General features: G+C 55.7%; 10 protein-coding genes and 1 tRNA gene. 7 read left to right on the top strand and 4 right to left on the bottom strand.

Translation table 11 applies throughout. The annotated features are described in order from the left end of the window. Window positions 1-315: 315 nt before the first annotated feature. Window positions 316-402, bottom strand: a tRNA-Leu gene (locus ACJJI3_RS11475). Between the two features lie 444 nt (window positions 403-846). Here ACJJI3_RS11475 and queA point away from each other — a divergent pair. The 4 genes from queA (at window position 847) to secF (ending at window position 6154) form a co-directional block, all read left to right on the top strand. After that, window positions 847-1920 (top strand): tRNA preQ1(34) S-adenosylmethionine ribosyltransferase-isomerase QueA, encoded by a 1074-nt coding sequence (gene queA / locus ACJJI3_RS11470; RefSeq protein ID WP_413664693.1) that lies wholly within the window; start codon window positions 847-849, stop codon window positions 1918-1920. Between the two features lie 14 nt (window positions 1921-1934). Beyond that, window positions 1935-3053, top strand: a complete 1119-nt coding sequence (tgt, locus tag ACJJI3_RS11465; protein WP_444894765.1) for a tRNA guanosine(34) transglycosylase Tgt — start codon at window positions 1935-1937, stop codon at window positions 3051-3053. 219 nt (window positions 3054-3272) lie between these two features. Beyond that, a complete protein-coding gene (gene secD / locus ACJJI3_RS11460; RefSeq protein ID WP_444942517.1) occupies window positions 3273-5141 on the top strand; it encodes a protein translocase subunit SecD in 1869 nt (622 codons plus the stop codon). An 11-nt stretch (window positions 5142-5152) separates the two neighbouring features. Next, window positions 5153-6154 (top strand): protein translocase subunit SecF, encoded by a 1002-nt coding sequence (gene secF, locus ACJJI3_RS11455; protein WP_444894896.1) that lies wholly within the window; start codon window positions 5153-5155, stop codon window positions 6152-6154. A gap of 105 nt (window positions 6155-6259) precedes the next feature. Here secF and ACJJI3_RS11450 read toward each other — a convergent pair whose 3' ends face one another. The 3 genes from ACJJI3_RS11450 to pyrC form a co-directional block, all read right to left on the bottom strand. Beyond that, window positions 6260-6454, bottom strand: coding sequence for a PFL_1563 family small protein (locus ACJJI3_RS11450; RefSeq protein ID WP_413664697.1), 195 nt, complete (start codon window positions 6452-6454; stop codon window positions 6260-6262). A gap of 170 nt (window positions 6455-6624) precedes the next feature. Next, complete coding sequence (gene rnt, locus ACJJI3_RS11445) at window positions 6625-7296, bottom strand: ribonuclease T (RefSeq protein ID WP_282931564.1); 672 nt, start codon at window positions 7294-7296, stop codon at window positions 6625-6627. A 130-nt stretch (window positions 7297-7426) separates the two neighbouring features. Further along, complete coding sequence (pyrC, locus tag ACJJI3_RS11440) at window positions 7427-8458, bottom strand: dihydroorotase (protein ID WP_444894895.1); 1032 nt, start codon at window positions 8456-8458, stop codon at window positions 7427-7429. A 319-nt stretch (window positions 8459-8777) separates the two neighbouring features. Between pyrC and ACJJI3_RS11435 the strand changes: the two genes are divergently transcribed. From ACJJI3_RS11435 to ccoO, 3 genes are all read left to right on the top strand, one after another. Further along, entirely contained in the window at window positions 8778-9998 is a 1221-nt protein-coding gene (locus tag ACJJI3_RS11435) for an argininosuccinate synthase (protein ID WP_413664699.1), read from the top strand. Between the two features lie 155 nt (window positions 9999-10153). Further along, window positions 10154-11608, top strand: a complete 1455-nt coding sequence (gene ccoN / locus ACJJI3_RS11430; RefSeq protein WP_413664700.1) for a cytochrome-c oxidase, cbb3-type subunit I — start codon at window positions 10154-10156, stop codon at window positions 11606-11608. An 11-nt stretch (window positions 11609-11619) separates the two neighbouring features. Beyond that, window positions 11620-12237 carry a cytochrome-c oxidase, cbb3-type subunit II gene (ccoO, locus tag ACJJI3_RS11425; protein ID WP_413664701.1) on the top strand — a complete coding sequence of 206 codons (618 nt, stop codon included), beginning with the start codon at window positions 11620-11622 and terminating at the stop codon, window positions 12235-12237. Window positions 12238-12246: the final 9 nt, after the last annotated feature.

Here is a 12246-nt window from a genome sequence, read left to right as displayed (position 1 = left end):
GAATATCAAGGATATTACACTGGTAAATGGATGTTAGGGCGATTGTGTAAGAAATAGATTTTTAATTGTAATTGAGTGTATATAACGTTGCTTGCCCTAAAAGATTATTTGCTTGCCCCTTTAAGAGGTATTTTCGAAGTCTTGTACCGCCTGAGTGGTTTGATATGGCTGGTTTTCTTGGGCAGGAAAGTTGGGGTGGAAAACTTCAACCTGAAGGCGGTTTAGCTTCTAAAAGGGTGTTAAATGGAGTGATGTGATTAGAAAGCCAAAAACGAAAAAACCCGCGAAAGCCTACGCTATCGCGGGTTTGAGAGATGGTACCAGAGGCCGGACTCGAACCGGCACGCTTTTAAGGGCGGGGGATTTTGAATCCCCTGTGTCTACCAATTTCACCACTCTGGCACTTTCGCTGCTCGACCTTGGGGTCGGTGCGAAGAGGGCGTGATTATAGCAATGCTTTCGCTTGGGTCAACCAGTGATTTCAATAACTTAGCGCATTTTCTGTCGTCCTAGTTGAGGAGCCTCTGAGAAACTCCGTAATGCCTCTGTGGGTCTTGAGGGCTGCAGATGTTAGGCGCAGCTCGCCGCGAATGGCACAGTCCTTTGCTAGAGCTGCAACGTGGCAGCTGTAGCCCTCAAGGCCCACCCTTTGGGGCTTGCAGAGCAATTCACACTCGGCGTTGCGGCTTCTTGCAAGGTCTAGACATTCCTGCAAAGCCGCGCCTTGATTGTGAACTGCTCTGCATGCCAGAGGTATCACGGAGTTTTTCAGAGGCTCCTTAACAGCTCCTAAAATTTCCTATAACCTTCGCGACCTCTCCATAGTTTCTAGATTTCCAGGATTCCATGCAGCGTCAGGACTTTGACTTTCATCTGCCCGATGAGCTGATCGCCCGCGCGCCCACCGAGGAGCGCCGTGGCAGCCGTCTTTTGTGTCTGGATGGGCCCAGCGGGGCCATTGCACATCGGCAGTTCCCAGATATTCTCGATCAGGTCCAAGCTGGTGACCTGATAGTCTTTAACGATACCCGGGTGATCCCGGCGCGTTTGTTCGCGCAGAAGGAGACCGGCGGTAAGTTGGAAATCCTGGTGGAGCGGGTGCTCAACGAGACGGATATCTGGGCCCACGTGCGCTCCAGTAAGTCGCCTAAGCCCGGTTCTACCATCGTCCTTGAAGACGGCACCCGTATAGAGGTGACCGGCCGCAAGGATGCGCTGTTTGAATTGTCCTTCCCCAAAGAAGAGGGTGTGCTGGCGATTCTGGATCGCCTCGGCCATATGCCGCTGCCTCCTTATATTGATCGTGAAGACGATGCCAGCGATCGCGAGCGCTACCAAACCGTATACGGCCGCAACGCCGGTGCTGTGGCCGCGCCGACGGCGGGGCTGCACTTTGATGATGAGATGATCGGCGCATTGCGGGATAAAGGTGTCGAGGTTGTCTTCGTTACCCTGCATGTGGGTGCCGGTACTTTCCAGCCGGTGCGCGTGGACAATATTTATGAGCACCAGATGCACAGTGAAGTGCTGGATGTCTCCCAGGATGTGGTGGATGCGGTAACTGCTTGCCGCGCTCGCAATGGCAGCGTGATTGCTGTGGGTACCACCAGCGTGCGCGCGCTGGAAAGTGCGGCGCGCAGTGGCCAGTTACAGGCCACGGTAGGGGAGACAGATATCTTTATTTATCCCGGTTATGAATTCCAGGTTGTGGATAAGTTGGTCACCAACTTCCATCTACCGGAATCCACCTTGTTGATGCTGGTGAGTGCCTTCGCGGGGTACCAGCATACGATGGCCGCTTATAAGGCCGCAGTTGAGGAGCGCTATCGTTTCTTTAGTTACGGCGATGCCATGTTTATTACCCGCGATCCCAATGCCAAAAAAGAAGAAGTAGCACCAGCGAAAGGAGATACCCAGTGAGCCGCGAATGTTTTATGCAGTTTGAAGTGGATACCACTGATGGCAAGGCCCGTCGCGGTCGCTTGCGCTTCCCTCGCGGTGTAGTGGAAACCCCGGCGTTTATGCCGGTGGGCACTTACGGCACCGTGAAAGGCATGTTGCCGAGGGATATCGAAGGGATCGGTGCACAGATTATTCTGGGCAACACCTTCCACCTGATGCTGCGCCCGGGTACCGAAGTGGTTAAAGCCCACGGCGACCTGCACGACTTTACTCAATGGTCCGGCCCGATCCTTACCGACTCCGGCGGTTTCCAGGTGTTTAGCCTGGGTGAACTGCGCAAGATTACGGAAGAGGGGGTTTCTTTCCGTTCGCCTATCGATGGCAGCCCGGTATTCCTGGACCCGGAAGAGTCCATGCGCGTTCAGCGGGACCTGGGTTCCGATATCGTCATGATCTTCGATGAGTGCACCCCTTATCCGGCCACTACCGATGAAGCGCGCAAATCTATGGAGTTGTCCCTGCGCTGGGCGGAGCGCTCCAAGAAGGCTCACGGCGATAGCCCGTCGGCGCTGTTCGGTATTGTGCAGGGCGGTATGTACCCGGAGTTGCGCGATGTGTCCCTGCGCGGCCTGACCGAGATTGGATTCGATGGCTATGCCATTGGCGGCCTGTCTGTGGGGGAGCCGAAAGATGAGATGATCAAGGTGCTGGATCACCTGGCTCACAAGATGCCGGAAGATAAGCCGCGCTACCTGATGGGCGTGGGCAAGCCGGAGGATATTGTCGAGGCGGTGCGCCGCGGTGTGGATATGTTCGACTGCGTCATGCCCACTCGCAATGCGCGCAACGGCCACCTGTTTACCTTCGAAGGTGTGGTGAAAATCCGCAACGCCAGGCACCGTCATGATACGGGTCCCTTGGAGGAAGAGTGCGATTGCTACACCTGTGAGAATTTCTCCCGCGCTTACCTGCACCACCTGGATCGCTGTGGTGAAATTCTCGGTGCGCAGCTGAATACGATTCACAATTTGCGCCACTACCAGCGCCTGATGCAAAAACTGCGCGATGCCATTGCCGCCAATGAATTGGAGGCTTATGTCGCCGAGTTCTACCGAGGTCTGGGCCGCGAGGTTCCGGCGCTGGAGGCCTGATCAGGCGTCGCTTTTACCCTGCCTGGGGTGCTGCCCGTCTCATTGCGGCACCCCTGTAATTTGTCCGTTCCCACGATCCCCGTATAATCAGCCCCCACTTTTATTGGGGGCGGTGTACCTTGCATTCTGCGTATACTGCCCGCATATCCAGGCAAATTGCTTAGGCAGATTGCCAAGATTTACCGGCCCTCGGGGTCACACTAGAACAATGAGAACAGCATGAATCGCTACCCGATCTGGAAGTACTTTCTGATTCTCGCGGTTGTGGCCTTTGGCCTGATGTACGCCGCGCCCAATCTCTACAAGCCGGACCCTGCCGTGCAGATTTCCGGGCAATCCAGTGCACTCACCATCGGCCCCGATGTCCTTGCGAATGCACAAAAAGCCCTGGATGAAGCGGGCATTGCTCACTTCGGCGGCGAAGTTGGGGACAAGTCAGTACTGATCCGCTTGAACTCCATGGAGGAGCAGTTGCCGGCTAAAGAGGCGATTCAAAAAGCGCTTGGTACCACCAACTATGTTGTCGCCCTGAACCTGGCTTCCACCACGCCCCAGTGGATGAAAGATATCGGCGCTAGCCCGATGAAGCTCGGTCTGGATCTGGCGGGTGGTGTGCACTTCCTGATGGAAGTCGACACCAACACCATCGTCAAGAACAACATGGAAAGCTACGAGCAGGAAGTGAAGAGCAAACTGCGCGAAGCCAAGGCCCGTTACCGCAATGTGGAGCTGGTGGATGATCGTGAGATTATTGCCCGCTTCCGCAACGATGAGCTGCGCAGCCGGGCGATGTCCACTATGCGCAAGGAATTTCCGCAGCTTCAACTGCGCGAGTCCGGCAGCGGCGAAAACCTGGAGATCCGCGCAACCCTGACCGATCAGGAAATCAAGCAGCTGGAAGATTACGCAGTAACCCAGAACCTCACCACCCTGCGCAACCGGGTGAACGAGCTGGGTGTTGCTGAGCCGATCGTACAGCGTCAGGGCCGCAACCGTATCGTTGTGGAGCTGCCCGGTGTGCAGGACACCGCAGAGGCCAAGCGTATTATCGGTAAAACTGCCAACCTCGAATACCGTATGGAAGCTCGCCCGGATGAGCTGGTTTCCAACAAGGAATACTTCGATTACCGCGATGATCGTCAGGCGCAGATGTATGGCGGTGCCTGGTTGGAGCGCCAGATCATTATCAAGGGTGACAGCGTTACCAATGCCCGCGTCGGTTACGACGAGAGCGGTTTCCCGCAGGTAAATATCACCCTCGATGCCCGTGGCGGCGAGATGATGCACCGCGCTACCTGGAAAAATGTCGGTCGCCGTATGGGTACCCTGTTTATCGAGACTCGCTTTGAGCCGGTAACCGAGATCGACGAAAACGGTAACGAAGTTACCGTGCAGAAGCGCACCGAAGAGAAGAAGATTATTAATCTGGCCACGGTACAGAGTGCCTTGGGCAAGCAGTTCCGCACCACCGGTCTGGACAGCCCGGCTGAAGCTCAGGAACTGGCCCTGCTGCTGCGTGCTGGCGCCCTGGCTGCGCCCATGTACTTTGTGGAAGAGCGTGTTATCGGCCCATCTTTGGGTGCCGATAACATCAAGGTGGGTGTGCAATCCGTACAGATCGGTCTGCTGGCCGTGATTATCTGTATGCTGATTTCCTACCGCGTATTTGGCTTGGCCGCGAACCTGGCCCTGGCGGTGAATATGATCCTGCTGGTGGCGGTGATGTCGCTGTTGGGTGCAACCCTCACGTTGCCTGGTATCGCCGGTATCGTATTGACCGTGGGTATGGCGGTGGATGCCAACGTGCTTATCTTCTCGCGAATACGGGAGGAACTCAGGAATGGGATGCCTCCCCAAACAGCGATCAGTGCCGGTTTTGACAATGCTTACAGCACCATTGTGGATGCGAACATCACCACCCTGATTGTGGCGGTGATTCTGTATGCCATCGGTTCCGGCCCGGTACAGGGCTTCGCGGTAACCCTGTCTATCGGTATTCTCACCTCCATGTTCAGTGCCATCATGGGTACGCGAGCAATTGTTAACTTGTTCTACGGCGGTCGCCGTGTGCAGAAGCTCTGGATTTAAGGGAGTCAGTCATGAGTGAGACCAAAGTGGATAACGGCAAAATTACCGAGTACATGGGCAAGCGCGTCTACGACTTTATGCGCTGGCGCAAGATCGCCGGGATTGTCTCGGTGGTGCTGGTACTTTCCTCCATCGCCGCACTGGCAATGAACGGCCTGAAGTTCGGTCTGGACTTTACCGGTGGTACCCAGGTTGAAGTGGGCTACGAGGTAACGCCTTTTATCAGCGATGTGCGCGATCAGCTGGAAGCAGCGGGTTACGACGGTGCTACGGTAGTGAATTTTGGTTCTGAGAAGGACCTGCTGATCAAGTTGCCTCCTGCGGTGACCGAGGAAGAAATCCAGATCAGCGCTACCGATCAGGAAACAACGACGCCGATCGGTGACAAGGTTGTGGCTCTCCTGAGAGAGGGCAGTGAGGGTGATGTTGAGCTGCGCCGTGTCGAGATGGTGGGCCCACAGGTAGGTGCCGAGCTGCGTGACGACGGCGGCCTGGGCATGATGCTGGCCCTGTTTATGGTGATGATCTACGTTGCCCTGCGCTTCCAGTACAAGTTCTCTTTCGGCGCTGTAGCGGCTCTGGGCCACGATGTGATTATCGTGCTGGGCTTCTTTGCGGTGATGGGATTGGACTTCGATTTAACCGTGCTGGCGGCCGTGTTGGCGGTGATCGGTTACTCCCTGAACGATACCATTGTGGTATCGGACCGCATCCGCGAGAACTTCCGCAAGGTGCGCAAGGCTGAGTCTGAGGAAATTATCAATATTTCTATCAGCCAGACCCTGGGTCGTACCTTTATGACGTCCTTCACCACCTTGCTGGTACTGTGGGCGTTGCAGTTCTTTGGTGGCGAATTGATCCACAACTTCTCCCTGGCCTTGATCGTGGGTGTGGTTGTGGGAACTTACTCCTCTGTTTACGTAGCTGCCAACGTGCTGATGGCTTTGAATATCAACAAAGAAGATCTGATGCCGCCGGTGAAAGAGGGCGCGGAACTGGAAGAAATGCCCTGATGTAAATGAGAAATGGCTGCGTTGACGCAGCCATATTCGAGCGGCCCCGGCCGCGCTTTGCTGCTGGTCAGCGGAGCGCCGTCGGGGTTTTTTATTGCGTGGAGTTTAGGCTCTGGGCTTTTTGCCGAGGGTGATGTGCTTGGGGCCGGAAGTATTGGTCTGGCCGCTCACCCCTTTGGGCACCTGCTCGATCTCACCGCCACCGGCGAGGAACGCCTTTACCTGCTCCTCGATACTTTCGCTGGTCTCGAGGGGAGCGGCTTGTTTGCGATTGGAGGAAGAGGAAGGTTTCTTGGCCACGGCGCTATCCGGTTTTTATGTGTAAGCGGGCCATATTAGCACGGCTTGCACAAAAAATCACCCAAGTGGCCAGAGTCTGCACATAGCGGGTGTTTTGTCGACAGCTTTCGAATAATTTTGTCGTTTTTGGATAAATCGGGCCGCTTTGAGGCAGCCCGGAAGATAGTGCGTTATTCGGCTTCTTCTGTGGTCTCTTCGGTTTCCAGCGGCCAACCGCCCATCTCTTTCCACTTGTTCACGATGCCGCAAAACAGGGTTGCGGTTTTTTCTGCGTCGTACTCGGCGGAGTGGGCGCAGTTGTTATCAAACTCGATTCCAGCAACCTGGCAAGCTTTGGCTAATACGGTCTGGCCGTAGGCGAGGCCGGCGAGGCTAGCGGTGTCGAAGCAGGAGAACGGGTGAAATGGGTTGCGCTTGATGCCGGTGCGTTCAACAGCTGCATTGACGAAGCCCAGGTCGAAGTGGGCATTGTGGGCAACCACGATGGCGCGGGTGCAGCTGTGCTTTTTCACGGCGCTGCGAATCTTGCGGAACAGCTCGGGGATGGCGATTTCTTCCGGCCAGGCGTCGCGGTCCGGGGATTCCAGGTCGATGCCAATAAAGTCGAGAGCGGATTGCTCAACATTGGCGCCCTCAAAAGGCTCCAGGTGGAAACTGTGGGTCTCCAGCGGGAAGAGGTTGCCGGAGTCATCCATGTCGAGGATAACCGCAGAAATTTCCAGCAGTGCATCGGTGCGGGCGTTAAAGCCGCCGGTTTCAAGGTCGATGACCACGGGCAGAAAGCCTCGGAATCGCTGGGCGAGAGAGCTTTTTGGTCCTGTGGGTTCTTCGGCGGGTGTCACGGTGGTTCCTTGTAAATCTTGTCTTCAGGCCAGCAGCATTTGGCGCTGGTGGGGCAGGGTATTGTATTCGAATTGCGGCGCCTGCCGGGAGTGTTCTCCCCGCAGGCGCTGTAATCAGGCCATTCGCTGATTACGCAAGTTGCCAGTTTAAGGTTTCACCGGCTGCGAGGGGAATCAGATTTTCACCACCCATATCCAGTTTTTCCGGCAGGGTCCAGGGGCTCTTGACCAGGGTGATGGTGCCCTCGTTGCGCGGCAGCTCGTAGAAGTCGGGACCGAACTCACTGGCAAAGCCTTCCAGCTTGTCCAGTTTGCCCGCGCGCTCGAATACTTCGGCGTAGAGCTCAATCGCGGAGTAGGCGGTATAGCAACCGGCGCAACCACAGGAGTGTTCTTTTTTGTGGTGGGCGTGGGGGGCTGAGTCGGTGCCGAGGAAAAACTTCGGGTTACCGCTGGTGGCCGCTTCGATCAGTGCATTTTGATGGTAGCCGCGCTTGAGGATTGGCAGGCAGTAAAAATGCGGCTGGATACCACCAACCAGCATATGGTTGCGGTTGTACAGCAGGTGGTGTGCGGTAATGGTTGCGGCAACGCCTTCGCGGGCGCCTTGTACAAACTCTACTGCTTGGGCGGTGGTGATATGTTCAAACACCACTTTCAGCGTGGGGAAATCATCTACCAGGCGGGACAGGGTTTTCTCGATGAAAGCCTGCTCGCGGTCGAAGATATCGATATCGCTGGTGGTCACTTCACCGTGTACCAACAGCTTCATACCGCAGGCCTGCATCTCTTCCAGGGCCGGGTAGATGTTGGCGATATCGGTAACGCCGGAATCTGAGTTGGTGGTCGCGCCCGCTGGGTACAGTTTGGCGGCGATAACACCGGCTTCGTGGGCCTTGCGAATGACGGCGGCGTCAGTCTTGTCGGTGAGGTAGATCACCATCAAGGGTTCGAAAGGAGTGTCGGCGGGAACATTGGCGTTGATACGTTCCTTATATGCCACTGCACTTTCGGCATCGGTCACAGGGGGTACCAGGTTGGGCATTACAATCACGCGGCGGAATTGTTTTGCAGCATCGGGCACGGTACGCCCGAGAGCGGCGCCGTCGCGCAGGTGAATGTGCCAGTCGTCGGGGGCGCGCAGGGTAATTTGCTCCGTCATGGTACTCCGTAAAGCTTCTTAGCGTAGTGAGTCGTTGTGCGGCGCGAATGCTACCCGAAGCTGTACAAAATTGCGATGCACGAAAAGGTTAAAAATCAATCAATTGTGCTTACTCGCGCCTTGGCGCTAGTCGATCGCGAGCTTAGGCGCTACAATCGCGCCCCGACAAAGAGTGTGGGTATTGTTGTGCCCGCAATTTACCGATCCTGGGCATATCTCCAAGAATAACTCCCCCAGACCGACACTAGTTTCGCGTAGTGGCATTCCCCGTCTCCGCGTTTTTGTCGCGGCGGCGTATTTCCGGCAGCAGAGGACAGCAATGAGCAAAATCGAAAAGGTGGTACTGGCATACTCCGGTGGATTGGATACGTCAGTAATCGTGCGATGGTTGCAGGAGACTTACGGTTGTGAAGTGGTGACTTTCACCGCTGATATCGGCCAGGGTGAAGAGGTGGAACCGGCCCGTGCCAAGGCCGAGGCCCTCGGGGTTAAAGAGATTTATATCGACGATCTGCGCGAAGAGTATGTGCGCGATTTCGTTTTCCCGATGTTCCGCGCCAATGCGATTTATGAAGGGGAGTACCTGCTGGGTACCTCTATTGCGCGCCCGCTGATTGCCAAGCGCCTGATTGAGATTGCCAACGAGACTGGCGCCGATGCCATTTCCCACGGTGCTACCGGTAAAGGTAATGACCAGGTGCGCTTCGAACTGGGCGCCTACGCGCTGAAGCCGGGCATTCAGGTAATCGCCCCCTGGCGCGAGTGGGACCTGAACTCCCGCGAAAAGCTGATGCAGTACTGCGAGCAGCACAATATTCCGGTGGACTTCTCTTCCAGCAAGAAGAAATCCCCTTACTCGATGGATGCCAACCTGCTGCACATCTCTTACGAGGGCGGCAACCTCGAAGATCCCTGGGCGGAAGCCGAAGAGGATATGTGGCGCTGGAGTGTGAGCCCCGAGGCGGCTCCGGAAGAACCCACCTACATTACTTTGGGTTTTGAGAAGGGCGATCCCGTTTCTATCGACGGCGAGCGCTTAAGCCCTGCTACTTTGCTTGAGAAGCTGAATAAGTTGGGCGGAGCCAACGGTATCGGTCGTCTGGATATCGTGGAAAACCGCTACGTGGGAATGAAGTCCCGCGGCTGCTACGAAACACCGGGCGGCACCATTTTGATGAAGGCGCACCGCGCCATTGAGTCCATTACCCTGGATCGCGAAGTTGCGCACATGAAGGATTCCCTGATGCCGCGCTACGCCGAGCTGGTTTACAACGGTTACTGGTGGTCCCCGGAGCGCAGCATGCTGCAGGCTGCGATCGATGAGTCCCAAGATGTGGTTAACGGCGAAGTTCGCCTGAAACTGTACAAAGGCAGCGTGAGTGCTGTGGGCCGTCGCTCTGCGGACAGCCTCTTCGATGAGCGTATCGCTACCTTCGAAGACGATGCTGGCGCTTACGACCAGAAGGATGCGGAGGGCTTTATCAAGCTCAACGCCCTGCGTCTGCGCATTGCCGCAGGTAAAGGAAGAAAATTGATTTAGTTGATTTAGATCAGCAATCACCGGGCAAGGATGCGCTTAAATCCTTATCCGGCCAATAGTAACCACAGTGCCTCACACATTGTGGTTACACACCTTCTGTGGTGGGCCAGTCCCGCACAGTGGAACCGAATCTTAAAAGCAACGGAAGTAAAAACATGACGACAACGGTGGCAAAGACCGGCCCTGTGCCGGACTATGACTACAATATCGTGCGCCAGTTCACCATCATGTCCGTGGTCTGGGGCATTTTTGGTATGGGCATGGGCGTATTGATCGCAGCCCAGCTAGCCTGGCCTGAACTCAACGACTTTTGGCAGCCCTTCTCGCACTTCGGGCGCTTGAGGCCCCTGCACACCAACGCGGTAATTTTCGCCTTTGGTGGTAGTGTTCTCTTTGCCACTTCTTACTATGTGGTACAGCGTACCTGTCAGGTCCGCCTTTGGGGTGGCTGGCTGATCCCCTTCACCTTCTGGGGATGGCAGGCCGTTATCGTCGCCGCGGCAATTACTCTGCCGATGGGCTTCACTTCCACCAAGGAATACGCTGAGCTCGAGTGGCCTATCGATATCCTGATTGCCCTGGTTTGGGTTGCTTACGCGCTGGTGTTCTTCGGCACCATCATGAAGCGTAAGACTTCTCACATCTACGTGGCGAACTGGTTCTTCGGTGCTTACATCGTAACTATTGCTGTTCTCCATATCGTTAATAACCTGGAGATTCCTGTTGGCCCGTTCAAGTCCTACTCTATCTATTCGGGCACTAAGGACGCAATGATCCAGTGGTGGTATGGCCACAACGCAGTAGGGTTCTTCCTGACTGCTGCCTTCCTCGGCATCATGTACTACTTCGTACCTAAGCAAGCTGGTCGTCCGGTTTATTCCTACCAGCTGTCTATCGTTCACTTCTGGGCACTGATCTCCCTGTACGTATGGGCTGGTGGTCACCACTTGCACTACTCAGCGCTGCCCGACTGGGCTCAGAGCCTGGCGATGGTTATGTCCCTGATTCTGCTGGCACCTTCCTGGGGCGGTATGATCAACGGCATCATGACCCTGTCCGGCGCATGGCATAAGCTGCGCACCGACCCGACCCTGCGCTTCCTGGTGGTATCCCTGTCCTTCTACGGTATGTCTACCTTCGAAGGTCCGATGATGTCCATCAAGACTGTAAACGCTCTGTCTCACAACACTGACTGGACCGTTGGACACGTACACTCCGGCGCTTTGGGCTGGGTTGCCATGATCTCTATCGGTGCTCTGTATCACCTGGTTCCGGTTCTGTGGAAACGCCGCGAAATGTACAGCTCCAAGCTGATCAACGCGCACTTCTGGCTGGCCACTGTAGGTACTGTTCTGTATATCGCCGCTATGTGGGTTAACGGTATTACCCAGGGTTTGATGTGGCGTGCATTTAACGCCGACGGCACCCTGACTTACAGCTTCGTAGAGAGTGTTGTAGCCAGCCATCCGGGCTATGTAGTTCGCTGGTTGGGCGGCGCCATGTTCCTGGTGGGTATGCTGCTGATGGCTTACAACGTTTACCGCACGATTACCGAGAAGGTAAACGATGCCGAAGCCGATAACACCGTTCGAGCAGTGCCTGCGGCATAGGAGTTTAGATCGTGAAGAATCATGACCTCGTAGAAAAAAACATCGGCTGGATGATCTTTTTCACCATTATCGCCATCAGTTTCGGCGCCCTGGTTGAGATCGTTCCGCAGTTCTTTACCAAGGATAACTACACGCCGCTGCCGGGGCAGAAGCCGCTGACAGCAATGGAGCTGGAAGGTCGCGATATCTACATTCGCGAAGGCTGCCACGTTTGCCACACTCAGATGATTCGTCCTCTGCGTGCGGAAGTTGAGCGTTACGGCCACTACTCCATGGCTCAGGAATCCATTTACGAGCACCCCTTCCTGTGGGGCTCCAAGCGTACCGGTCCAGACCTGGCGCGCGTAGGTGGACGCTACTCTGATGAATGGCAGCGCGCGCACTTGTACAACCCGCGCAGCGTTGTGCCTGAGTCAATCATGCCTGCTTACCCCTGGTTGTTCGACAATGTGGTAACTGGCGAATACACCGCACGTAAGATGGAAGCGCTGCGCTTCGTCGGTGTGCCCTACACCGATGACGACATCGCCAACGCCGCTGAGCCTTTCAAAGGTGGCAAGGTCAAGGAAATTGACGCGCTGGTCGCTTACTTGCAACAGCTGGGTACCCTGGTTACCCAAAAACGCTAATAGCGAGGA

It is taken from the genome of Microbulbifer maximicatervae (SeqCode) (assembly GCF_052466985.1).
Note: the sequence above shows the minus strand (reverse complement) of the source record. Positions and strands in the feature narration are given on the sequence as shown.